The following is a 22,466-nucleotide window of genomic DNA, read 5'->3' on the forward strand; positions in this document are numbered from 1 at the left end:
ATATGTTCGACGCGCTGAGCGAAAGACTGTCAGGCGTATTCGACCGGATCACCGGCCGGGGCGCGCTGTCTGAAAAGGACGTGGACGCGGCGCTGCGCGAGATACGCGTTGCCCTGCTGGAAGCCGATGTCGCTTTGCCTGCGGTGAAGGATTTCGTCTCCAAGGTCCGCGAGAAGGCGGTGGGCGAAACGGTCATCCGCTCGGTCGCGCCGGGCCAGCAGGTCATCAAGATCGTCCATGACGGGCTTGTGGAGCTGCTGGGCGGTGAAGGTGAGCCAGAGCGTCTGTCGCTTGAAGGCGAGCCACCGGTCGCCATCCTCATGGCCGGCCTGCAGGGCTCAGGCAAGACCACCACCACCGCCAAGATCGCCAAGCGCATCGCGGAGCGCGAGAAGAAGAAGGTGCTCGTCGCCTCGCTCGACACGCGCCGCCCGGCCGCCATGGAACAGCTGGCCCAGATGGCCGAGAAGGCCGGTGTGCCGAGCCTGCCCATCGTTGCCGGCCAGACTGCGGTAGAGATCGCGCGCCGGGCGATGAGTGCTGCCCGCCTGCAGGGCTTTGACGTCGTCATCCTCGATACGGCAGGGCGCACCACGCTGGATGAGGAAATGATGGGCGAGGCGGCGAAAATCGCCTCCGAGACCCGCCCACGCGAGATCCTGCTGGTCGCCGATGCGCTGACCGGTCAGGACGCGGTGGAAACCGCCAAGCGCTTCAACGAGCGGCTGAAACTGACCGGGCTTGTCCTCACCCGCATGGATGGTGACGGGCGTGGCGGCGCGGCCCTCTCCATGCGCTGGGTCACGGGCCTGCCGATCAAATTCCTCGGCACGTCGGAAAAGATCGATGGCCTCGATGCGTTTGACGCCAAGCGCCTTGCGGGCCGAATCCTCGGGCGCGGCGACATCGTCTCGCTGGTGGAAAAGGCCGCTGCCGAAATCGACCACGACAAGGCCGAAGCCCTCGCCAAGAAGATGGCCAAGGGCAAGTTCGACCTCAATGATCTGCGCGACCAGCTGGTCCAGCTGCAGAAAATGGGCGGTCTTGGCGGCATCATGGGCCTGCTGCCCGGCATGAACAAGCAGATGAAGGCGCAGGCCGCCGCGAGCGGCTTTGACGACAAGGCGCTCAAACGCCAGGAAGCCATCATCCTCTCCATGACGCCGCAGGAACGCGCCAAGCCGGACCTCCTCAAAGCCAGCCGGAAAAAGCGTATCGCCGCAGGCGCTGGCGTCGGCGTGCCGGAGGTGAACCGGCTTCTCAAAATGCACATCCAGATGGCCGACATGATGAAGCGCGCCGGCAAGGGCAAGGGTCTTCCCGGTATGCCGGGCGGGCGCATGCCGCCGGGAATGGGCGCTGGCATGGGCGGCCTGGGAGGGCTTGGTGGCGGCCTCGGGGGCGCTGCCGATGACCTCCTGAAAGGAAAATCCCCAGCGGGATTAAGTGGTTTGCCGGGCCTGCCGGGCACTGGCGCACCTTTGGGGCCTGATGGCCTGCCGCCCGGCTTCCCGAAGAAGAAATAATCGTTTCAACACCAAAAGGACTATCGAAAATGGCCGTTAAAATCCGTCTTGCCCGCGCGGGCGCCAAGAAACGCCCTTACTATCGCATCGTCGTGGCTGACAGCCGCGATCCCCGCGATGGCCGCTTCATCGAGCGTATCGGTTCCTACAACCCGATGCTGCCGAAAGACCACGCCGAGCGCGTGACCTTCGACGCCGAGAAAGCCGCCGCCTGGATCAAGAAAGGCGCCAAGCCGACCGACCGCGTCGCGCGCTTCCTCGCCGCTGAAGGGCTCTATGAGTGGAAAGCGGGCAACAACCCGAAAAAGGCCGAGCCGGGCCAGGCCGCCAAGGAGCGTGCTGCCGAGCGCGCCGAGAAGGAAGAAGCCAAGAAGGCTGCCGAAGCCGAAGCCAAGGCCGCGCCTGCTGAGGAAGTAGCAGAAGAAGCACCTGCCGAAGAGCCGGCTGCTGAAGAAGCTGCCGCCGAGGCCCCGGCCGAAGAGGCCGCTGCCGAGGAAGCCCCGGCTGAAGAAGAAAAGGCTTAATCAGCCTCAACGTCGTCATTCCCGCGCAGGCGGGAATCCAGCAGCTGCTGGCATCTGCCGGCACAAGCAGATCGACTGGATTCCGGACAGCCCTTCATCCGAAGGGCTTCCGGAATGACGAGATGAGATGATGATCCCATGACCAACCCCCTCATCGTCATTGCCGCCATTGTGGGCGCCCATGGGGTGAGGGGCGAGGCGAAGCTGCGCGCCTTCGGCGATGCGGCCAATGTCGCCTCCTACGGCCCTTTCCTGGATAAGGACGGCAAGGCGATCCTCACGCCGAAAACCGCCCGCTCATCGGGGGGTGAGGCCGTGATCGTCTCCTTTAAAGAGCCCGTCACCCGCGAGCAGATCATGGCGATGAAGGGCACGCTCCTGCATGTTCCCCGCTCCGCCCTGCCCGAGCCGGACGAGGACGAGTTCTACTATACCGACCTTATCGGCATGCACGCCGAGCATATGGATGGCTCACCCGCAGGCCGGGTGAAGGCCGTGCATGATTTCGGCGCGGGCGACATACTGGAGCTGACCGGGCCAGATGGCGCGCTCTTCATCCCCTTCACCCGCGAGGCCGTGCCGGTGGTGGAGATTGCCAAGTCCCGCCTCGTCATCAACCCGCCCGAAGCGATCAATGCGGACGATGAAGGGGTTGAGGGGTAGCCATGCGCAGCAAAGATGAAATCATTTCCGAGATAAGGCGCGTGGCGGCGAAGTTGGGGCGCGCTCCAGGTCGGGATGCTTTCGAGGGCCAAACCGGCATCCGCAAACCCGAGTGGCATGGTGTTCATTGGCGAAGCTGGGGAGACGCTCTTAAGGACGCGGGTTTCGAGCCCAACAAGAAAACCGAAAGGCTGCCGTCCGAGGACGTATTATCTCATTATATCGATGCTATCAGACGTTTCGGACGCGTACCGGCGCACATCGACCTTCGGATGTATGCGAAAGAGAAGCCGGGCTTTCCCGGCCACACCACCTTCAACGGGCACTTCGGGTCGAAAGCCGGGCTTCTTGACGCTCTAGAACGCTGGATAGCGGACAAGCCGGAGTTTGATGACATCCGTGAACTGTTGCCGAATGAGCCAACAAGCTCTGGTGAGAAGCCAGCCCCGGCTGACGGCTATGTATACCTGCTAAAGTCCGGCACCCACTTTAAGATCGGACGGTCGGACAATCTGGAACGCCGGATCAAAGAGGTCAGCGTCAGCCTTCCAGAAGCAACGACACTCGAACACGCTATTAAAACCGATGATCCGGTCGGCATTGAAGCATACTGGCACAGCAGGTTTGCTGACCGGCGCGCCGGTGGCGAATGGTTCAAGCTGACGCCTGCTGATCTGCGCGCTTTCAAGCGCCGCAAGTTTCAATAGCAGGCTAACCCCATGACCTTCACCGCCACCGTTCTCACCCTCTATCCGGAAGCCTTTCCCGGCGCGCTGGGCGTGTCGCTGATCGGCACTGCGCTCAAAGAGGGCAAATGGGCGCTAGAGACTGTGGACATCCGCGCATTTTCCCGTCATAAGCACGCCTCCGTTGATGACACCCCCGCTGGCGGCGGCCCTGGAATGGTGCTGCGCCCGGATGTGATTGCGGAAGCGGTAGACAGTGTGGAGCGCAAGGCGCGCCCGCTGATCTGCCTCACACCGCGCGGCAAACCGCTCACCCAGACGATGGTCCGGGAGTGGGCGGAAGGGCCGGGCGTGATTTTGGTATGCGGGCGCTTTGAAGGCTTCGACCAGAGGGTCATCGAGGCGCGCGGCATGGAAGAGGTAAGCGTCGGCGATGCCGTCCTTGCCGGTGGAGAGATACCCGCGCAATACCTCATCGAGGCGTGCGTGCGGCTGATCCCCGGCGTACTGGGCAAAATGGCATCAACCGAGGACGAGAGTTTCGAGGGTGATCTCCTCGAATATCCCCAATACACCCGCCCGCGGGTGTGGGAGGGACGGGAGATCCCCGAAGTGCTGCTGGGCGGCGACCATGGAAAGGTCGCCAAATGGCGGCGCGAGCAGGCAGAACAGGCAACGAAGGACCGCCGTCCGGATCTCTGGGCGAGACATCAGCGGCGGGATGGAGAGACGAGATGAACCTCATTCAGAAGCTCGAGCAGGAAGAAGCCACGCGCGTTCTTGGCGAGAAGGTGCTCCCGGAATTTTCCGCCGGTGACACGCTGATCGTCGGCGTGCGCATCCGCGAAGGCGAGCGCGAGCGCGTCCAGCGCTTTGAAGGCGTCTGTATCGCGCGCTCAGGCGGCGGGCTCAATGAGAGCTTCACCGTGCGCAAGATCTCGTTTGGCGAAGGCGTCGAGCGCGTATTCCCGCTCTACTCGCCGCTGATCGACAGCATCGAGGTGAAGCGCAAGGGCCATGTGCGCCGCGCCAAGCTCTACTATCTGCGCGACCGCCGCGGCAAATCTGCCCGTATCGCCGAGCGCACCTCGGGCCACGGCATCGAGAGCCGCGACTAATTTTTTCGGCTTTGCTGGAATGCAAAGACGCCCATCGGCAACGGTGGGCGTTTTTCGTGTTTACATTCCGCCCGGCCGTCATGGATTTGTCACTGCCACTGACACGTCAGACCGGCTAACCTCCCGGCCGAAACGAATCCAGCCTTGGGGGCCATCATGTCATTCCTGCGCACCAGTCTTCTCCTGCCTGCCCTGCTCGTAGCGCTGGCCGCCTGCAATCCGGCAGACGAGCCGCCCGCCGGGGACGTGGCCCCGCCCCAAGGCGCGCCTGATGCAATTTCCGGCCAGCTGGCCGAGGATGCCGGTGAAATCGGCACCTTCCCCACGCTGACGGGCGAGCTGCCCGCCATCATCGCCCACCGGGGCGCCAGCGGATATTTCCCCGAGCATACCCTGCCCGCCTTCCAGCTCGCCAATGAGCAGGGCGCGGACATTCTCGAACCCGATCTGATGGTCTCGCGCGACGGCGTGCTGATCGTGCGTCACGACCCCTACCTCTCCACTTCCACCGATGTGGAAGCCCGCGAGGAGTTTGCCGACCGCCGCCGCGAACTGATGGGCCGCAATGACTGGTGGGTGATGGACTTCACCGCCGAGGAGCTGCAATCGCTCAACGCGCGCCAGGTCTTCCCCGACCGCTCGCAAGAGCATAATGACCGCTTCCCGCTTATGAGCTTTGGGGACTTCCTCGACATGGTGGACGGGATGCAGGCGCGCTGCCGCTGCGAAATCCCGGTCGAGCCTGAAATCAAGCTGCCGGCAGAGCACACCGCCATGGGGCTTGATCCGGCTCCCATCCTCATTGCAGAGCTGGAGGCGCGCGGCCTCAATACAGAAGACTCCCTCGTTATCATCCAGTCCTTTGACGCGCCCTTCCTGGAACGCCTGCGCCCGATGACGCCGCTGCCGCTGGCCATGCTGCACTATGGTGACGAGGACGGCGGGAACATGAATGGCTACAGCCTCGAGCAGGTGGCAGAGTTCGCCGATGCCATCGGCGCCTACAAGGGCCTGCTGCTGAACCCTGACGGCTCCAGCACCGGCTATCTCGAACGCGCCCATGCGCTGGGTCTGGTGGTCCACACCTGGACCCACCGCGATGACCGCCCCTCCTTGCTCACAGACGGCGATACCGATGACGAGCTTCGCGCCCTGTTCGCGCTGGGCGTGGACGGCGTGTTCACGGATTTTCCTGATACGGCGGTGCGCATCCGCGAGGAGATGCTGAACGCGGAATAGATTTTTTGCTGGGCTAAGGGCAGGCTTGGTGTCTTCGACATCCTCGTGAGGCCTGCCCATGGACCGCCGTTCCGCCCTGAAACTCCTGTCTGGCGCGGGGCTTGGCCTTGCCGCCGCGCCTCTGGTCTCTGCGGGCCGCGCAGGGGCACGCACGCCGTCACTGGACCAACCGCCCAACTTCGTGCCCGCCGACATCTCGCCCCGCCGGATCATCCGTCAGGTGGTGGGGCTGAGACCCTTTCGCGAGACGGGCTATGTGGTGCGCGCCGAGCGCTTTGACCGGCGCAAGACGCTGGTTCATCACTATGGCCATGGCGGCGCGGGCGTGACGATGAGCTGGGGCACCGCCGCCGAGGCCGAACGCGCGCTGCTGGCCGCCACATCCGAGCGCTCCGTCGCCGTGCTGGGCTGCGGCGTGATCGGGCTGACGACGGCGTTGCTCCTGCGCCGCCGGGGCATGGATGTGACCATCTATGCAGACGCGCTGCCGCCCCATACCACGTCGAACATTGCCGGCGCGGTCTGGGGACCGTCCAGCCTCTATCGCCGCCATGCGGTGGACGAGGCCTTTGTGGCGCGCTTCGTGACGGCGGCACGCGTCAGTCAGCGCGCCTTCCAGCACTACGCACAAGACCCTCGCTACGGGGTGTACTGGCTGCGCCAGTATGATTTTTCCTTGCGCACACCCGATGCCCCGCGCGAGCCGCAACCGCTCGACCATCTATATCCGGGCCTGATCCGTCATACCGACCCGGAGCGCTGGTTCGGCTATCCAAGCGTAGTTGAAAACCACGTGCTGATGATCGATCCGGACATATACTTACGCGCCCTGATGGGTGACTTCGAAAACGCGGGCGGGCGCATCGTCACGGCGCGCTTCGAGGATGTAGGCGATGTCTCGCGCCTCTCCGAGCGGGTGATCGTCAACTGCACGGGGCTCGGCGCGCGCGATCTCTTCGGCGATGACGAGCTGCGGCCCATGGCGGGCCAGCTGACCATGCTGCTGCCCCAGCCGGAGCTCGACTATGCCTATAGCGCCTCGGAGGGCGGGATACTCTACATGTTCCCGCGCCGCAGCTCGGTCGTGCTCGGCGGCACGACCGATCTGGATGTCGCAGACACCATGCCTTCAACGGAGGAAACTGCCCGCCAGCTCGACGGTCATGCCCGTATTGCAAGGCGGGTGGCAGGGATTGAGAGGGTGGGGGAGTAGAGGCAGCATCGTTTTCTCCCCCCGTTTACGGGGGGAGTGGCCCGAAGGGCCGAGGGGGGGATTTTGAAAAGAAAAGTGTCCCCCCTCCGTCAGCTGCGCTGACACCTCCCCCGTAAACGGGGGAGGAAACCGTTCATCCCGCGGACCGGCGCTCACCCCCTAAACGGATCCTGCATCAGGATCACGTCCTCGCGCTCCGGGCTGGTGGAGACCATGGCGACCGGCGTTTCGATCAGCTCCTCGATCCGGCGCACATATTTGACGGCCTCGGCGGGGAGATCGGCCCAGGAGCGCGCGCCCCTGGTGGAGCCGCTCCACCCTTCCATCTCCTCGTAGACGGGCTTTACGCGCGCCTGCTCGGCGGTGGAGGCGGGCAGGCGGTCAATGGTCTTACCGTCGAGCTCGTAGGCGACGCAGACTTTGAGCGTCTCAAAGCCGTCGAGCACATCGAGCTTCGTCAGCACGATGCCATTGAGCCCGTTGATCTTGGCAGACTGGCGCACCAGCACGGCATCGAACCAGCCGCAGCGGCGCTGGCGGGCGGTGACGGTGCCAAACTCGTGGCCCTTCTCCCCGATCAGGCGGCCGGTCTCGTCGGTCAGCTCGGTCGGGAACGGGCCTTCGCCGACGCGCGTGGTGTAGGCCTTCACGATGCCGAGCACATAGCCCGTCTTGCCGGGGCCAACACCGGTACCGGCAGCGGCCTGCCCTGAAACCGTGTTGGAGCTGGTCACGAAGGGATAAGTGCCATGATCGACATCGAGGAAGGCGCCTTGCGCGCCCTCGAAGAGCACTTTCTTGTCTTCGGCAATCGCTTCATCCAGCAGCCGCCAGACCGGCGCGGCATAGGGCAGGATTTTCGGCGCAATCTCCAGAAGCGCAGCGACCAGCTCGTCAGCAGAATACTCCGCCTCGCCATAGCCACGGCGCATGGCGTTGTGATGGTGTAAAAGGTCTGCCACGCGGGCGCGCAGGCCTTGCTCGTCGGCCAGATCGATCACGCGCACCGCCCTGCGGCCCACCTTGTCCTCATAGGCAGGGCCAATGCCCCGGCGGGTGGTGCCGATCTTCATGCCGTCATCGCGATTCTCGCGGAAGCCATCAAGGTCGCGGTGGACGGGCAGGATGAGAGCGGCGGTCTCGGCAATCTTTACAAGGTCCGGCGTGATGGCAACGCCCTGGGCCTGCACCTTCTCCACCTCGGCGAGGAAAGCCCAGGGATCGATGACAACGCCATTTCCCAGAAGCGAGAGCTTGCCCCGTACGACCCCGGAGGGCATCAGCGACAGCTTGTAGACCACCCCGTCCACCACAAGGGTGTGACCGGCATTATGCCCGCCCTGAAATCGTGCCACCACATCGGCCCTGAGGGAGAGCCAGTCGACAATCTTTCCCTTGCCCTCGTCACCCCACTGGGCGCCGACGACGACTACATTGGCCATGAGAGAAACTCCGCTTGATACGCGGAATGACGGCTTATAGGGCGCAGGCGCACCCCGCAAGGGCGCGTACTCAGATCAATGTGGATTGTCCCTGCCCGGAGCGCTGCATCCAGCCAGATGGGCGTCTAGCGCCCGAACCGCCAGCTGATACGCGCGCCAACCTCGTCCAGCCCCTGATTGCGGCCCTGGCCGAGAATCTGACCGTTGGAGAAGTGCTCGTAATACACGCCCACAGCGACGTTCGGCGTCACGGCATAATCCAGCCCCAGCTGGGTATGAAAGAGGAAACGCGAGCCCAGAAGGGCACGTGAATTGGCCAGCCGGATACGGTCCGGGTCGCCGGGTGGCAACTGGGATATGTCGCGTACGCCGTCATGATAGGCGATGCCGAACCCGCCATCGACCGACCAGCGCTCGGAGAAATTGCCGGTCCACAGGAAACCCGCTGCCCCCAGATTGGTGTTACCCGCCGAGTTGAACGAGCCATACAGATACGGGCGCGGCGACCATACCGGCGAGAGGAAATCCGGGCTGTCGAACACGATCTGCCCGCTTATCTGCACCCCGTCCTCGATATTGCGTGCCAGATCATGGGCGACGACGCCCAGACGGAACTCGCTGATCTGGGCCTGGGCCGCACCGGCCGTCAGCGCCGCAAGAGCAAGGCCGGAGACAATAAAATTGCGCATGGGATTCCCCTCGATGAGTCGGGCGCAGCATATGTCGCAAAGCGGGGAAATAAAAGCGCTACGAAAGGCGAAAAGTGGGACCCGCCACGGCGCCGCGCTGGCGCTCCATCGCCCCCCTCAGTGCGATTTGTGTGCCGCGCTGGGACATCCGGGCGGATCCCGGCACACGCTTCGCAAGAATGGTGCTTGTCCGCGTACGCCACCGGAGTCGGCATCTCCGGCTCATCATGGCTAGCGGTCAAGAATGGCGGTTTAGGCCCGTTAATGGGGCAATCACGCGGCGGCGTTTCGTTCGGTTACGGACGATAGGGCGTGATCGAATCCAGCTCCAGCGTGTAGGCCACGCTGGCAAGATCGGTGTCCTGGCGCTGGATGCGCAGCACGCCTTCAGCGAAAACCGGATCCCACAAGCCATCGACCTGCACCGGCTCGGAGGTCTCGACATAGACCAGCTGGTTGGGCGGAGGCGGCGGCACGTGGATGCACGCACCCACATAGGGCACCAGCAGGAAGCGGGTCACACGCCCGCCGGAGAAATAGTCAAACGGCAGGATATAGCCGCCGAGACGCACGCGCTGGCCGTCCAGCGCCTCGACCGCGGCAAAACTCATGATCTGGGGAAACTGCTCGGTTCCGAAATGATCAAAGCCAAGCTCCACTGCCTGCATCTGCTGCAGGCGGGCAAGACGCTCCCCTCGCCTTCGGGAAGAAGGTCTGCCCAGACGATGGAGCGCACACTGTCACCATCGCCCGCATGGGCGCTCCCCGCCAGCAGGCTGACGGTCACAAAGAGGCTGATTAGAAGAGCGCGCAACACCATGGGCGGAATGTGTGCATACACTCCGCCCCCGGCAAGCACGGCTTACACGTTATAATATAACAGCTTTAGCGGATCGAGAGCGTTGACGACGATGGCGTCAGCGTCTCTGCCGCACTGCGCGTGCCATCAAAAAACTGAATGTTTACGCGCTCCAGACGGTCAAAACCGGCGAACAGGCTGCCCGCATCAATGCGGGTAAGCCGCTCCGGCGATGTGCAGGTAAATGTCCAGGTCACAAAGCCGTCAGAATAGCGCCGTGCGCCGTCCCCATGGCTGTGACCGTGGCTGTGGCCATGCCCGTGGTCATGGGCGTGATCGCCGGGAGGTGTTTCGGCCTCGCTGTGATCGCCGTAATGATCATGCGTGTGATCGTGGTCATGATCGGCTTCATCATGACCGTGCCCGTGATCATCATGGTCATGGCCGTGTGGCTCCTCGCCATCATGGTCCATGTGCTCATGTTCATGATCATCGTCGTGGTGGCCGTGCGCGCTGGCCGGCGGGAAACCCTCAAGCTGAGTTTCGCTCAGGCTGCAGCCGGCCTCTGCGTTGAAGGCCGGGCGGGCATCGCTTTCGAGGGCGGCAATAGCCTGCCCACCAGCGCATACTCGCCCTCATCGCGCGGCGCGCGTTCAAAACCGATCAGATTGTAGAGCGGGCTTTCAATTTCGGCGACCAGCGTGCCATCGGGATTGAGCGCCACGGCCAGCTCGGCAAGGCCGTGAACATGGGTGCCCGCGTGACGATGCTCATGCTCCTGCGCGAGGGCAGGCGCGATGGCGGTTCCGGCAAGAAGCGTGGCGAGGACGAAACGTTTCATGGCTGCTCTCCTGATTGGCTCACACGATGAACGTTTGTGTGCCCATCACCGTTCCTCGGTGAGGCTGGACCGCCCACGGGGCCAAAATGCGGCGCGGCAGAAATCACCAGCGCATCGTCATGGGCGTGATCATGATCATGGTCGTGGGCATGATGGTGATAGTCGTGCCCGGCCCGGTGGGCCGCCGTCAGGCCGGTTGCTGCCACAATACCAAGCATCACCATCGGCACGGCGCGGCGAAGCCCGCCCGTGCGCGCGTGAACCAGAAGGTGCGCGGCAGACACATGGATGAGCACGCCGGCAGCCAGACCCAGCAATCCCGCCACCAGCGCAGGCGACAGCGCGCCAGCAAACGGCGCGGTAATGCCTGCAAACACGAGGGTGGAGGCGCCAGCGGCGAGGAAAGACCAGAGCGCGGCGCGGCCATCGCTGACCCCTGCGCGCTGCAACAGGATGAAGCAGACGGCGGCGTCTGCGGGCTTGTGCAGCAGCAGGCCCGCACCGGCAGCGAGGCCGGAGAAGGAATCAGAGGCGAAGGCGATCGTGTAGGTCAGCCCGTCAAAGGCGGCGTGCAGCGCAATCGCCAGCACGGGCGCGAGCGCGGCGGCAGAATCGCGGTCCGGCGCGAACAGGCCCGCAGCCCGGCGCAGGACGAGGCCCAGCACCAGCCCGCCCCCGATCATCCACACCGCGATGGGAGACCCCGCCAGCGATTCCGGGATCAGGTGAAGGACCGCAATCGTCAGGAGGAGGCCAGCGGAAAACGCGGCGAGCAGGGGCGAATGCGCGCGCGTATAGCGCGCGGCAAAACGCATGCCGGCGAGCGTGAGCAGCACCACACCCGCAGCCAGCAGGGCAAATACAAGCGTGAGCGTCACCGAATCCAAGAGGGCTCCAGACCGGCAGCATCAGCGCCATCCGGCGCGCTGCCGTAACGTTATTCTGTAACAAGGTCTGGATTTAGCGGTTCAGGGCCGCGCTGACAAGGCGGAGCGGGTGAGAAAAGTGTGGGGGGTCTCGCAGGGCAGGGTCAGGTTTCCGAGTTTGAGGGAGAGAAATAGAATAGCAAGACGAGTGACGGCCAATAAATGATCTTATAGAAGATAATATATATGAGCGGCAATGCACATTATAAAAGAAAATCGTGCCTACCAAATGTCAGAGTTAAAAATGAAATCAAAAATATAATGATAAAAACAAAAACTCTGGCCAATAAACCACTGTCAGGTATAATGTTATTTGCAGAAATATAGGCTACAATCGCTGATGCCACAAAAGAAAGCAGTATGTTTAAGTGCCCAAATGAAAGAAGGGCGCCAAAAAGCAAACAGGACAGAATCGCCATGCCGACCAATTTTAAAATGTATTTCATGGAATAATTGATAAATTTACCCATCCCTCACTTCATTCTATATATCTAAATTCATAGCCTCTACTACCAAATAGTACCCCGAGGTTGCGGAGGTTTCAAGCCAAACTGTCGCCGCCGCAATGCGCGGCGTTGGACATCAAAGCCAAATTCACCTGCGCCCGGGTAGGCGGGTGTCCGGGCCAGCCATGGTGTCTCCACCCGTTTACGGGGGGAGTGGCCCGAAGGGCCGAGGGGGGGGGGGATTACTTAATAAGGTTCCCCCCTCCGTCTGGCAAGCTAGTCACCCCATCCCCCCCCCCCGTAAACGGGGGAGGACATCCCTGTTGCAGGCATGGACCCGCTGAGCCTGCTAGCCCGGCTCGGCAGCGTTGACCCAATTCGCCAAATAGCCGCAATCCGGTGTGTGGAATCTGAGCACATCCGGTGAGTCCGGGGGCACTTCATCTGTGAGCTCATGTCCAGTGAACTCGGCATAGATCAGTCCGCACGCGGTCGACATCTGGAACAGCGTATCTGGCCGGCCACCTCCCGAGCGCCTGATTGTGTAGACCATGGCCGATTCCCGGAACATAGTTACAGCTTCATGGAGTACGTTGTAGGTATAACGCCCTGTATTCCAACTTTCGTAACGGCCGAAAATCAGATCAGGCACCTGCGGAGATTTCGGGAAGGCAATCTCATAGCCCGTCTGATCCTGAAGGCAGAAAAGCTCTTCGCTGGAGCAATCCGTCATTGCAAAATGCAGGTCCCTGGCTCGAAGACGTACCAGTTCCACTTCGCCCTGCTGATGAAGGCTGTCCCGGTAGACAAAGGATACAGTTCCGGCGTCCACGCTATAAAAATGAAACGCCGATTGCATAATCAGAAGAAGCTTGATGCCAAACATTACGGCTCTTCCTTAGATGTGACGCATCGGCGCTAGCCCCCTACTCCTGCTCGCCCATCATCGATTGCATATAGCGGTCCTCGCCTATGCGGCCGATGAGTTCGAGCTGGGTTTCCAGAAAATCGATATGCTCTTCTTCCGATTTCAGGATCACTTCGAGCAGATCGCGTGAGCCATAATCACGCACTTCCTCGCAATGGGCGATGGCGTCCTTGTAGATCGGGTGCGCCTTCAGCTCGGCCTTGAGATCAAGCTCCAGACACTCTTTGAGCGTCTCGCCGATCATCACCTTTCCGAGATCCTGCACATTGGGCAAGCCTTCCAGGAAGAGGACGCGGTCGATGAGCATGTCGGCATGCTTCATCTCGTCGATGGATTCCTCGTACTCGATCTTGGCGATCTTGTTGAAGCCCCAGTTCTTGAACATGCGGGCATGCAGGAAATACTGGTTGACCGTGGTCAGCTCCAGTTTGAGCGCCTTGTTGAGATGCTCGATAACGCCGTTATCGCCTTTCATGGCTCTCGCCTCCTGCCGGTTTGCCTGATTTGCGCACAGGCTACAGGATAGAGCGCGGAGACGAAAGCCCAAGCCCCTGATTTTGTTTGCTTTTGTTTCTAAGAGGCGTTTGCAGCGCGCGCCTACTCGGCGGCGATGGCGTGCGGCATCGCGTCCATGGGTGCCATCGATTGCTCAATCAGGCTGGCCGCCTCCTCAAAGCAGCGCCCGCAGCGCGGCTTGGCACCACACGCCTTGAACGCGCTCGTCACGTCCTGCGCGCCACCTTTGGCGGCATCGCGAAATTGCGAGCATTTCAGGGCATTGCAGATGCACACATACATGGGCGGGACCGCTTCTGGCTGCCGGGAAATGCGCCTTATCGCGACGCATTCGCATTTGCATCTCTCACGCCTGCGAATGATTGTCAATTACGCCTGGCAGGAAGAGGCGTAGAGCCGCTTGCGGAAGTGTCATCTTCATGTTGCAATGCAGCAGTTGTACGGACAAAGCGCGAGGATGTTTGACGCGCGCCGTGCAGCCGACTTCACTAGTTTCTCGCCGAGAAGGAGAGCGCCATGCTCCGTTTCACAGAGCTGGACCAGAGCTACCCTGCCAAACGCCCCGCCAAAGAGCGGCGCGGGGATTTCGGCGAGATTTATGCGCCCTTCAATCCCAAGGCCGGAGCCGATCAGGCCGCCCGCTGCTCCCAGTGCGGCGTGCCCTTCTGCCAGTCGGGCTGCCCCCTGCACAACGATATTCCAGACTGGCTGATGCTGGCCGCCGAAGGGCGCATGGAAGAGGCCTGGGAGCGCTCCAGCGCCACCTCCACCATGCCGGAAATCTGTGGACGCATCTGCCCGCAGGATCGTCTGTGCGAGGGTTCGTGCGTGATCGAGCAGTCCGGCCATGGCGCGGTCACGATTGGCGCGGTGGAAACCCATATCACCGAGACAGCGTGGAAAGAGGGCTGGATAAAGCCCATCCGGGTGAAGCGCGAAACCGGCTTCAGCGTGGGCGTGGTCGGGGCTGGCCCGGCGGGCCTCGCGGCGGCTGAGCGCCTTCGTGAACAGGGCCATTCGGTCACAATCTATGACCGCCATGACCGCGCGGGCGGGCTGCTGGTCTATGGCATTCCCAATTTCAAGCTCGACAAATCGGTCGTGGAGCGGCGCACGCAGCGTCTCGAACAGAGCGGCGTGGCGTTTCAGCTCAATACCGAACTCGGCAAGGATGTGAGCCTTGATGAGCTGCGAAGCCGCCATGACGCGGTGTTTCTTGCCATCGGCACCTACAAGGCGCGCGCCCTCACCTGCCCCGGTGCTGGCAGTGAAGGCCTGATCCCGGCGCTGGATTATCTCATCGCCTCCAACCGGCGCGGATTTGGTGAGACGATTGCCGACGAAGCCCGCCTGCAGGCCAAAGGCCGCAAGGTGATCGTCATTGGCGGCGGCGATACGGCGATGGACTGCGTGCGCACGGCCATCCGTCAGGGCGCAGCCGCTGTCACCTGTCTCTACAGGCGTGACCGGGAGAACATGCCAGGCTCCATCCGCGAAGTGGCCCATGCCGAGGAAGAGGGCGTGGTGTTTGAATGGCTGTCGGCCCCGCTGGCGCTGAAAGGCGATGCCACGACGCTGTCGGGCGTGCGCGTGCAGCGCATGGGGCTTGGCGCACCTGACGCTGATGGCCGCCGCCAGCCGGTCGTGCTGGACGGCGCGGAGGCCGATCTGGACGGCGATCTGGTCATCGCGGCGCTCGGCTATGAAGCCGAGGATGTGGATACGGCCTGCGGCGGGGGCGGTCCTGTGCTGACCCCGCGCGGCACGGTGCGCGTGACCGAGCGCTGCCGCACCAGCATTCCTGGCGTCTATGCGGGCGGCGACATTGTGCGCGGCGCGTCTCTGGTGGTCTGGGCCATCAAGGACGGACAGGACGCCGCCGCCACCATCCATGCCGATCTGATGGCCCGCGTTGCAGAAGAGCAGACGCGCGAGCTGGAGCCTGCCGAATGAACGAGATCACGCAATACCTGCAAAGCCGCCAGCGTCTCATCGAGGCGGGCAGCTACGACCCGGCTTCTGAACGCGATGCGTGCGGCGTCGGCCTTATCGCCGCGATAGACGGCCAGCCACGCCGGGAAGTGGTGGAGCTGGCGATCAAATCGCTCAAAGCCGTCTGGCACCGCGGCGCGGTCGATGCCGATGGCAAGACCGGCGACGGGGCGGGCGTGCGCGTCGGCGTGCCGCAGGACTTCTTTAAAGAGCAGGTGGCGCGCACCGGCCATGTGCCAGGTGAAGGCCCGGTCGCCGTGGGCATGATTTTCCTGCCGCGCACCGACTTTGCCGCGCAGGAGCGCGGGCGCACGATTGTCGAAACTGAAATCCTGCGTGCAGGCTTCCGCCTCTATGGCTGGCGCCAGACCCCGGTTGACCCGTCCTGCCTCGGCGAAAAGGCCAATGCGACCCGGCCCGCCATCGAACAGATCCTGTTTGACGATCCGCGCGGCAAGAAAGCCCATATCCTCGACCGCCAGCTCTATATCGTGCGCCGGCGCATCGAGAAGCGCGCGCGCGAGGAAAACCTGCCCGGCTTCTATATCGCCTCGCTCTCCACGCGCGACATCATCTACAAGGGCATGTTCCTGGCCGAAGCCATCGACCAGTTCTATCCCGATCTGAAAGATGAGCGCTTCGTCTCCTCCTTCGCGATCTTCCACCAGCGTTATTCGACCAACACCTTCCCTGAATGGAAGCTCGCCCAGCCTTTCCGCATGCTCGCCCATAATGGCGAGATCAACACGCTCAAAGGCAATGTTAACTGGATGAAGAGCCATGAGATTCTCATGGCCTCCCGGGCCTTTGCCGATGCCGAAGATGTGGTCAAACCCGTCATCCAGGCAGGCTCGTCAGATTCCGCCGCCCTTGATCAGGTGTTCGAGGTGCTGGTGCGCGCCGGGCGCACCGCGCCCATGGCCAAGGCCCTCCTCATCCCCGAAGCCTGGTCGAAAAAGGCCGACATCATGCCAGCCCGCTGGCGCGGCCTCTACGAGCACTGCAACTCGGTGATGGAGCCGTGGGACGGGCCGGCCGCACTCGCCGCCTGCGACGGGCGCTGGGCGGTGGCGGGGCTGGACCGCAATGGCCTGCGGCCCCTGCGCTGGCTGCGCACCCAAGATGATCTGCTGGTTGTCGGCTCTGAAACTGGCATGACGCCTTTGCCCCAGTCGCGCGTGGCGCGGCGCGGCTCTATCGAGCCTGGGCGCATGGTGGCGGTCGATCTCGATGCCGGGCGCTTCTACGACGCCAATGAGATACTCGACCATCTGGCCGCCAAGCACCCATACGATGAATGGCTGTCCAATATCCGCGACATTGAGGCGGAAGTTGGCCCCGGCCCTGAGCCTGTCCTGTGGGACGAGGCAATGCGTGCGCGCCGTCAGGCAGCCGCCGGGCTCACCCTGGAAGAGATTGAGATCATCCTCGCGCCGATGGCCGAGGACGGCAAGGAAGCCATAGGCAGTATGGGTGATGACAGCCCGCTGGCTGTGCTCTCCACGCGCTACCGGCCTGTCTATCACTATTTCCGGCAGAACTTCTCGCAGGTGACCAACCCGCCCATCGACCCGCTTCGTGAAGGCCGGGTGATGAGCCTGAAAACGAGGTTCAAGAACCTCGGAAACATCCTCGCCAGCGACGAGACGCAGACCGACGTGTTCGTGCTGGACAGCCCCATCCTCACCAATGGCATGTATCAGCGCCTGCGCGGCGTGCTGGGCGAGGGCGTGGCAGAGATTGACTGCACCTTCGCGCTTGAAGACGCATCAGGCGACGGCACAGGGCTTCGTGACGCACTCGACCGTATCCGCGCCGATGCAGCCGCCGCAGTACGCGACGGCAAGGCCCAGCACCTCGTCCTCACCGATGAGGCTCTGGGGCCGGACCGCTGCGCGGTGCCGATGGCGCTGGCCGTGGGCGCGGCCCACACGCACCTGACGCGCGAGGGGCTGCGCACCCATGTCTCGCTGAACGTGCGCGCCGCCGATGCGATGGACGCCCATGCCTGCGCAGTGTTGATCGGCCTCGGCGCAACAACCGTGAACCCCTATGTCGCCTTTGAAACCGTGGTGACGCGCACCCTGCGCGGCCTCGGCCAGCTCAGCCCGGAAAAGCGCGCCTTCCAGATGAAGAAGGCGCTCGATGCCGGGCTGATGAAAATCCTCTCCAAGATGGGGATTGCGGTCATCTCCTCCTATCGCGGCGGATGTAATTTCGAGGTGCTGGGCCTCTCGCGCGCCGTGGCCTCGGAATATCTGGGCGGCGTCACCAGCCGCATTTCCGGCGTCGGTCTTTCCGGTCTGGAACAGAAACTCGCCGAGCTGCATCGCTGGGCGTGGGGACAAGAAGGCGCGGTGCGCCTGCCCGTCGGCGGCTTCTACCGCCAGCGCGCCTCTGGCGAGGTGCATGCAGTGGAGGCCGAAAGCGTCACCGCCCTGCAAAAGGCCGTGCGTAATGAGGATTACGCCTCCTTCCGCCAGTTCGTGGAGCTGCAGGCGGCCAAGCCGCCCATCCAGCTGCGTGATCTTCTGGATATGCGCGCGCTTGGTCCGTCGATAGACATTTCGGCCTGCGAGAGCGTCAACGAGATACGCCAGCGCTTTGTCACGCCCGGCATGAGCCTTGGCGCGCTCTCGCCTGAAGCCCATGGCGCGCTGAACGTCGCCATGAACCGGATCGGGGCCAAATCCGTCTCCGGCGAAGGCGGGGAAGACCCGGCCCGCTACAAGCCCCTGCCCAATGGCGACAACATGAATTCCGCCGTGAAGCAGATCGCGTCAGGGCGGTTTGGTGTCACCGCGCAATACCTCAATGAATGCCGTGAGATAGAGATCAAGGTCGCGCAAGGGGCAAAGCCCGGCGAGGGCGGCCAGCTGCCAGGCTTCAAGGTGACCGAATTTATCGCGAAAATGCGCCATGCCGTTCCCGGCACGACGCTGATCTCGCCCCCGCCGCACCATGACATCTACTCCATCGAGGATCTCGCCCAGCTCATCTATGATTTGAAGCAGATCAATCCCGATGCCCGCGTGGCGGTGAAACTCGTCAGCGCGGCTGGTGTTGGCGCGGTGGCGGCTGGCGTCGCAAAAGCGCATGCCGATGTGATCCTGATTTCGGGCAATGTTGGCGGCACGGGCGCAAGCCCGCAAACCTCGATCAAGTTTGCCGGCGCGCCGCTGGAGCTGGGCCTCTCTGAAGCCCATCAGGTGCTCTCGCTCAACGGTCTGCGCGAGCGCGTCACCCTGCGCGCCGATGGCGGCATCCGCACGGGGCGCGATGTGGTGATTGCCGCCATGCTGGGCGCGGAAGAGTTCGGCATCGGCACCACGAGCCTTGTAGCGCTCGGCTGTCTGATGGTGCGCCAGTGCCACTCCAATACCTGCCCTGTCGGCGTGTGTACGCAGGATGATGAGCTGAGGAAGCGCTTTACGGGCCTCGCTGATCACGTGGTCAATCTGATGACGTTTATTGCGCGCGATGCCCGCGAGATTCTCGCAAGGCTCGGCGCGAACTCCATTGAAGACGTGATCGGGCGCGCGGACCTGCTCGATCAGGTCAGCCGGGGCGCGGAGCATCTCGACGATCTCGACCTCAATCCGCTGCTGGTGCGCGTGGACCCCCATGCCCGCCCGCCGCGCTCAACGCGCACCCAGCGCAATGCCGTTGCGCCGAGCCTGGATGAGCAGATCCTCAAAGACGCCAGCGCCGTTTTCTCTCGGGCTGAGAAGATGCAGCTTGTCTATGATGTCAGGAACACGGACCGCGCTGTCGGCACGCGCGTCTCTTCGGCCATCGTGCGCAAGTTCGGCCCCGATGGCCTCAGCGATGGCCAGCTTACCCTGCATCTGAACGGCTCTGCCGGGCAGTCGCTCGGCGCCTTTGCCGCCAAGGGTCTGCGTATTGAGCTGGAAGGCGATGCCAATGACTATGTCGGCAAGGGTCTTTCCGGCGCGGTCATCGCCATCCGGCCCTTTGGCGGCTGTACGCGCGAGGCACCGGGCGATGCGATCATCGGCAATACCGTGCTCTACGGGGCAAGCTCCGGCGCGCTCTACGCCGCAGGCGGGGCCGGCCAGCGCTTTGCGGTGAGAAATTCCGGGGCCACGGTCGTGGTCGAGGGCTGCGGGGCCAATGGCTGCGAATATATGACCGGCGGCGTAGCCGTGATCCTCGGCAAGGTGGGCGATAATTTCGCCGCTGGTATGACCGGCGGGGAAGCCTTCGTGCTGGATGAGGATGACCGGCTGGAGCCGCGCCTGAACGCCGAAACCGTGTTCGTCAGCGATCTCGACGGCGAGGCGGAGACCCGTTGCCGGGCGCTGATCGAAACCCATGTCGCCGCCACCGGCTCACGCCACGGCGCGGCGATACTGGCCGATTGGGAGCGGCGCAAACGCGCCATCCGCCATGTCCGCCCCTTCGAGGCAGGCTATGCGGAGAGCGGCGGGGTGGCGAAAGCGAAGGCTTGACGCATTACGTAATGCGTAACACGGTCATCGTATGACCAGTTTGGCCAGCGGCGTTCTGCCGTCTCTCGATATTCACCCCGGTGAAGTCCTGAAAGAGGACTTCATGGTGCCTCTCGGCCTGTCGGCAGTGGCGCTGGCCGCGCGGCTTCACACGACGCCGGCCAATGTGTCCCGGATCGTGAACGGCAAGCAGGCGGTGTCCGCAGAGATGGCGCTGCGGCTCGCACGCGCCTTTGGCACAACGCCGGGCTTCTGGCTCAACCTACAATCCCAATACGATATCGCCGCTCTGGGCGACCGGCTGATCGAGATTGAGCGCGAAGTCGAGCCGCTCTAGCTCGGCTTGCGGGCCTTGGAGCGGTCCTGCGACTCCTTCATCCGGTCGACAGCCGTGCGTGGCGGCGCGGCGGCCGTAACTTTCGGCTTTTCCTTCTTCGGCTTTTTCGCTTCCTTGTTGCCCCGCATCTGACCTTTGGCCATGGGCATCACTCCGCCGGCTAACCCGCAAAGCTCCGGCCCATGCCGGTGCGGGCAGGGCGCGCCGGTCTGCCATCCGTCCTGCTGGCGGATGGCGCGCTGATCCCTGATACACGAATCATGCGCCTGAACGGGCGGCCTGTCGATGGGGATTATTCCGCCGCCATCGCCATTTGCTGCCCGGCGCGGATCAGGCGTCCGGGGCGGGCATCCGTCACACTGCCATCGCGCACCACCACCTCGCCGGATACGATGGTCGCCTTATAGCCGCTTGCGCCCTGCAAAAGGCGCTGACCGCCCGCAGGCAGGTCGGCGACCATGTGCGGGGCTTCAAGTTTCAGATTATCGAGATCAATCACATTGATGTCGGCCTTGAGGCCGGGCTTGATCCGGCCCCGGTCATTGAGCCCCAGGAAGTCTGCAATATCGCTGGTGAGCATCTGCACGGCGCGGGGAAGCGCGATGCGTTCGCCGCGGGTGCGCTCCTGCGTCCAGTATTTGAGCAGATAGCTCGGGAAGCTCGCATCGCAGACCGTGCCGACATGCGCCCCGCCATCGGAGAGCCCGATGAGCGCCTGCGGGTGGCGCATCATGGTCAGCACATTCTCATAGCTCATCTCGGTATAGTTATAGATCGGCAGGTAGATCAGCTCCTTGCCATCACGCGCGATGACCGTGTCATAGAGTTCCTCCCACACGGAAACGCCGCGCGCCCGCGCCCGGCCCGCAATCGACTGCTCGCCGGACTGCTCGTAATCGGGATCATCACTCAGCATGAAGAGCTTCTCGGCGACGAACTCCATCGCTTCCAGCATCACATCGGCGATTGGCGGCACGGACGAGCCTTCAACCGCTACCTTGTCGGGCTTCTCGGAGAGGATCTGCGCCTTTACGCCTGCATCCTTCATCCGTGCCACCCGTTCTTCCAGCGGCAGATGCGCGATGGCCTTGTAGGAGGGATGACCCATGAAGGGGTGGAAGGTGCATTGCAGCCCCAGAAACACGCCAATCGCGCGCGGGGCGACCTGAACGCGCATGTCGACGCCCTCCGCGTTGAGTTTCTCAACGCCTTTGAGAATGTCGCGCCACTGATTGGGGGCGAGATCGCGCTGCATGAGGGAGATGGAGGCCGGGCGTCCGCCGCCCGCCTTCACATATTTCTCTACCACTTCCCACTCTTTCGGGAAGGCTTCCTCGGAACGCTGCAGGTCGAAGTCCGAAACTGCCTGCAGCACGCCATGGGTGAGGCCGTGGAAGGCTTCGGCAATGCCGGTCAGCTCCTTTGCGGTGGCCTCCGAGGCCGGCGTCCACTCGCCATCTGCGGTACGGTGCAGATCAGAACGCCCCGTTGAAAAGCCGATAGCGCCCGCCTCCAGCGCCTCGCGCACCAGCTTGCGCATTCTGGCTATGTCCTCGTCAGAGGCCTGCGCATCAAAGCTCGCCCGCTCATCCATCACATACACGCGCAAGGGATCGTGCGTAATCATGGCGGCGATATCGAGCGTGCGCGGCATGGCGTCCAGCGCATCAAGATAATCGGGGAAGCTCTCCCAGTTCCATTTCAGCCCCTCATGGAGCGCGGTGCCGGGAATATCCTCCACCCCCTCCATCAGGCGCACCAGCCGGTCATGGTCGGACGGGCGCACCGGCGCAAAGCCGACCCCGCAATTACCGACAATGGCTGTCGTGATGCCATGGTTGATGGACGGCTCCATGCGCTCATCCCAGGTCGCCTGCCCGTCATAATGGGTGTGGATGTCGATAAAGCCCGGCGTCACGATGCACCCTTGCGCATCGATCATTTCTTTCGCCTCGCCAAGACCTGAGCCGACCGCGCTGATGCGGCCATTATCGATGGCAATATCAGCCTTTACCGGCTCGGACCCCGAGCCGTCATAAACAAGGCCGTTCACGATTTTCAGCTGATGGATCATATCTGTCTCCTCCCCGGGAACATTGTCCCCCGGCC

At 63.1% G+C, this 22,466-nt stretch carries 22 protein-coding genes; 11 read left to right on the forward strand and 11 right to left on the reverse strand.

Features of this window, described 5'->3' with window-relative positions; all coding sequences use genetic code 11:
- Positions 1-2: 2 nt before the first annotated feature.
- The 8 genes from ffh (at position 3) to X907_RS13600 (ending at position 6,969) form a co-directional block, all read left to right on the forward strand.
- Complete coding sequence (gene ffh / locus X907_RS13565; RefSeq protein ID WP_127568889.1) at positions 3-1,526, forward strand: signal recognition particle protein; 1,524 nt, start codon at positions 3-5, stop codon at positions 1,524-1,526.
- A gap of 29 nt (positions 1,527-1,555) precedes the next feature.
- Positions 1,556-2,050, forward strand: a complete 495-nt coding sequence (gene rpsP / locus X907_RS14795) for a 30S ribosomal protein S16 (protein ID WP_127568891.1) — start codon at positions 1,556-1,558, stop codon at positions 2,048-2,050.
- 138 nt (positions 2,051-2,188) lie between these two features.
- Positions 2,189-2,713 (forward strand): ribosome maturation factor RimM, encoded by a 525-nt coding sequence (rimM, locus tag X907_RS13575; RefSeq protein WP_127568893.1) that lies wholly within the window; start codon positions 2,189-2,191, stop codon positions 2,711-2,713.
- Positions 2,714-2,715: 2 nt separating this feature from the next.
- A complete protein-coding gene (locus X907_RS13580; protein ID WP_127568895.1) occupies positions 2,716-3,420 on the forward strand; it encodes a GIY-YIG nuclease family protein in 705 nt (234 codons plus the stop codon).
- A gap of 12 nt (positions 3,421-3,432) precedes the next feature.
- The gene (gene trmD, locus X907_RS13585; protein ID WP_127568897.1) at positions 3,433-4,137 is read left to right on the forward strand and encodes a tRNA (guanosine(37)-N1)-methyltransferase TrmD; all 705 of its coding nucleotides are present in this window, start codon (positions 3,433-3,435) and stop codon (positions 4,135-4,137) included.
- Entirely contained in the window at positions 4,134-4,517 is a 384-nt protein-coding gene (rplS, locus tag X907_RS13590; RefSeq protein ID WP_127568899.1) for a 50S ribosomal protein L19, read from the forward strand. The genes trmD and rplS overlap by 4 nt, the downstream gene beginning before the upstream one ends.
- Before the next feature lie 156 nt (positions 4,518-4,673).
- On the forward strand, positions 4,674-5,756 hold the full coding sequence (locus X907_RS13595) for a glycerophosphodiester phosphodiesterase family protein (RefSeq protein ID WP_127568901.1): 1,083 nt from the start codon (positions 4,674-4,676) through the stop codon (positions 5,754-5,756).
- Positions 5,757-5,814: 58 nt separating this feature from the next.
- Positions 5,815-6,969 carry an FAD-dependent oxidoreductase gene (locus X907_RS13600; RefSeq protein ID WP_127568903.1) on the forward strand — a complete coding sequence of 385 codons (1,155 nt, stop codon included), beginning with the start codon at positions 5,815-5,817 and terminating at the stop codon, positions 6,967-6,969.
- A 152-nt stretch (positions 6,970-7,121) separates the two neighbouring features.
- Here X907_RS13600 and X907_RS13605 read toward each other — a convergent pair whose 3' ends face one another.
- From X907_RS13605 to X907_RS13645, 9 genes are all read right to left on the reverse strand, one after another.
- Positions 7,122-8,411: an adenylosuccinate synthase gene (locus tag X907_RS13605; RefSeq protein ID WP_127568905.1), complete on the reverse strand. Its 1,290-nt coding sequence runs from the start codon at positions 8,409-8,411 to the stop codon at positions 7,122-7,124.
- A 125-nt stretch (positions 8,412-8,536) separates the two neighbouring features.
- Positions 8,537-9,100 carry an acyloxyacyl hydrolase gene (locus tag X907_RS13610; RefSeq protein WP_127568906.1) on the reverse strand — a complete coding sequence of 188 codons (564 nt, stop codon included), beginning with the start codon at positions 9,098-9,100 and terminating at the stop codon, positions 8,537-8,539.
- Positions 9,101-9,396: 296 nt separating this feature from the next.
- A complete protein-coding gene (locus X907_RS14640; RefSeq protein WP_233352403.1) occupies positions 9,397-9,711 on the reverse strand; it encodes a DUF3299 domain-containing protein in 315 nt (104 codons plus the stop codon).
- Between the two features lie 274 nt (positions 9,712-9,985).
- Positions 9,986-10,372: a ZrgA family zinc uptake protein gene (locus X907_RS13620; RefSeq protein WP_233352595.1), complete on the reverse strand. Its 387-nt coding sequence runs from the start codon at positions 10,370-10,372 to the stop codon at positions 9,986-9,988.
- A gap of 74 nt (positions 10,373-10,446) precedes the next feature.
- The gene (locus X907_RS13625) at positions 10,447-10,740 is read right to left on the reverse strand and encodes a ZrgA family zinc uptake protein (RefSeq protein ID WP_127568910.1); all 294 of its coding nucleotides are present in this window, start codon (positions 10,738-10,740) and stop codon (positions 10,447-10,449) included.
- Complete coding sequence (locus X907_RS13630; protein WP_127568912.1) at positions 10,737-11,618, reverse strand: ZIP family metal transporter; 882 nt, start codon at positions 11,616-11,618, stop codon at positions 10,737-10,739. The genes X907_RS13625 and X907_RS13630 overlap by 4 nt, the downstream gene beginning before the upstream one ends.
- 843 nt (positions 11,619-12,461) lie before the next feature.
- Complete coding sequence (locus X907_RS13635) at positions 12,462-12,998, reverse strand: hypothetical protein (protein ID WP_127568914.1); 537 nt, start codon at positions 12,996-12,998, stop codon at positions 12,462-12,464.
- A gap of 40 nt (positions 12,999-13,038) precedes the next feature.
- Entirely contained in the window at positions 13,039-13,515 is a 477-nt protein-coding gene (bfr, locus tag X907_RS13640) for a bacterioferritin (protein WP_127568916.1), read from the reverse strand.
- Between the two features lie 122 nt (positions 13,516-13,637).
- Complete coding sequence (locus X907_RS13645) at positions 13,638-13,838, reverse strand: (2Fe-2S)-binding protein (RefSeq protein WP_127568918.1); 201 nt, start codon at positions 13,836-13,838, stop codon at positions 13,638-13,640.
- A 234-nt stretch (positions 13,839-14,072) separates the two neighbouring features.
- On the opposite strand from X907_RS13645, the gene X907_RS13650 reads away from it, so the two are divergent.
- From X907_RS13650 to X907_RS13660, 3 genes are read left to right on the forward strand one after another with little or no spacing between them, the layout of a single operon-like run.
- Positions 14,073-15,509, forward strand: coding sequence for an NAD(P)-dependent oxidoreductase (locus X907_RS13650; protein ID WP_127568920.1), 1,437 nt, complete (start codon positions 14,073-14,075; stop codon positions 15,507-15,509).
- The gene (gene gltB / locus X907_RS13655) at positions 15,506-20,020 is read left to right on the forward strand and encodes a glutamate synthase large subunit (protein ID WP_127568922.1); all 4,515 of its coding nucleotides are present in this window, start codon (positions 15,506-15,508) and stop codon (positions 20,018-20,020) included. Before X907_RS13650 ends, gltB begins: the two co-directional genes overlap by 4 nt.
- Positions 20,021-20,051: 31 nt before the next feature.
- Positions 20,052-20,357 carry a HigA family addiction module antitoxin gene (locus X907_RS13660; protein ID WP_127568924.1) on the forward strand — a complete coding sequence of 102 codons (306 nt, stop codon included), beginning with the start codon at positions 20,052-20,054 and terminating at the stop codon, positions 20,355-20,357.
- Here the strand turns inward: X907_RS13660 and X907_RS14485 are convergent.
- Positions 20,354-20,500, reverse strand: coding sequence for a hypothetical protein (locus tag X907_RS14485; RefSeq protein WP_170175577.1), 147 nt, complete (start codon positions 20,498-20,500; stop codon positions 20,354-20,356). The genes X907_RS13660 and X907_RS14485 overlap by 4 nt on opposite strands.
- A gap of 149 nt (positions 20,501-20,649) precedes the next feature.
- Positions 20,650-22,431, reverse strand: a complete 1,782-nt coding sequence (locus tag X907_RS13665) for an N-acyl-D-amino-acid deacylase family protein (RefSeq protein ID WP_127568926.1) — start codon at positions 22,429-22,431, stop codon at positions 20,650-20,652.
- Positions 22,432-22,466 lie beyond the last annotated feature (35 nt).

It is taken from the genome of Glycocaulis alkaliphilus (genome assembly GCF_004000605.1).
Taxonomy (GTDB): domain Bacteria; phylum Pseudomonadota; class Alphaproteobacteria; order Caulobacterales; family Maricaulaceae; genus Glycocaulis; species Glycocaulis alkaliphilus.

Bases quoted from the DNA above. Each gene is read 5' to 3' on its own strand.
- ffh (WP_127568889.1), top strand. From the start codon at position 3: ATGTTCGACGCGCTGAGCGAAAGACTGTCAGGCGTATTCGACCGGATC.
- rpsP (WP_127568891.1), top strand. From the start codon at position 1,556: ATGGCCGTTAAAATCCGTCTTGCCCGCGCGGGCGCCAAGAAACGCCCT.
- rimM (WP_127568893.1), top strand. From the start codon at position 2,189: ATGACCAACCCCCTCATCGTCATTGCCGCCATTGTGGGCGCCCATGGG.
- X907_RS13580 (WP_127568895.1), top strand. From the start codon at position 2,716: ATGCGCAGCAAAGATGAAATCATTTCCGAGATAAGGCGCGTGGCGGCG.
- trmD (WP_127568897.1), top strand. From the start codon at position 3,433: ATGACCTTCACCGCCACCGTTCTCACCCTCTATCCGGAAGCCTTTCCC.
- rplS (WP_127568899.1), top strand. From the start codon at position 4,134: ATGAACCTCATTCAGAAGCTCGAGCAGGAAGAAGCCACGCGCGTTCTT.
- X907_RS13595 (WP_127568901.1), top strand. From the start codon at position 4,674: ATGTCATTCCTGCGCACCAGTCTTCTCCTGCCTGCCCTGCTCGTAGCG.
- X907_RS13600 (WP_127568903.1), top strand. From the start codon at position 5,815: ATGGACCGCCGTTCCGCCCTGAAACTCCTGTCTGGCGCGGGGCTTGGC.
- X907_RS13605 (WP_127568905.1), bottom strand. From the start codon at position 8,411: ATGGCCAATGTAGTCGTCGTCGGCGCCCAGTGGGGTGACGAGGGCAAG.
- X907_RS13610 (WP_127568906.1), bottom strand. From the start codon at position 9,100: ATGCGCAATTTTATTGTCTCCGGCCTTGCTCTTGCGGCGCTGACGGCC.
- X907_RS14640 (WP_233352403.1), bottom strand. From the start codon at position 9,711: ATGAGTTTTGCCGCGGTCGAGGCGCTGGACGGCCAGCGCGTGCGTCTC.
- X907_RS13620 (WP_233352595.1), bottom strand. From the start codon at position 10,372: ATGGACCATGATGGCGAGGAGCCACACGGCCATGACCATGATGATCAC.
- X907_RS13625 (WP_127568910.1), bottom strand. From the start codon at position 10,740: ATGAAACGTTTCGTCCTCGCCACGCTTCTTGCCGGAACCGCCATCGCG.
- X907_RS13635 (WP_127568914.1), bottom strand. From the start codon at position 12,998: ATGTTTGGCATCAAGCTTCTTCTGATTATGCAATCGGCGTTTCATTTT.
- bfr (WP_127568916.1), bottom strand. From the start codon at position 13,515: ATGAAAGGCGATAACGGCGTTATCGAGCATCTCAACAAGGCGCTCAAA.
- X907_RS13645 (WP_127568918.1), bottom strand. From the start codon at position 13,838: ATGTATGTGTGCATCTGCAATGCCCTGAAATGCTCGCAATTTCGCGAT.
- X907_RS13650 (WP_127568920.1), top strand. From the start codon at position 14,073: ATGCTCCGTTTCACAGAGCTGGACCAGAGCTACCCTGCCAAACGCCCC.
- gltB (WP_127568922.1), top strand. From the start codon at position 15,506: ATGAACGAGATCACGCAATACCTGCAAAGCCGCCAGCGTCTCATCGAG.
- X907_RS13660 (WP_127568924.1), top strand. From the start codon at position 20,052: ATGACCAGTTTGGCCAGCGGCGTTCTGCCGTCTCTCGATATTCACCCC.
- X907_RS14485 (WP_170175577.1), bottom strand. From the start codon at position 20,500: ATGGCCAAAGGTCAGATGCGGGGCAACAAGGAAGCGAAAAAGCCGAAG.
- X907_RS13665 (WP_127568926.1), bottom strand. From the start codon at position 22,431: ATGATCCATCAGCTGAAAATCGTGAACGGCCTTGTTTATGACGGCTCG.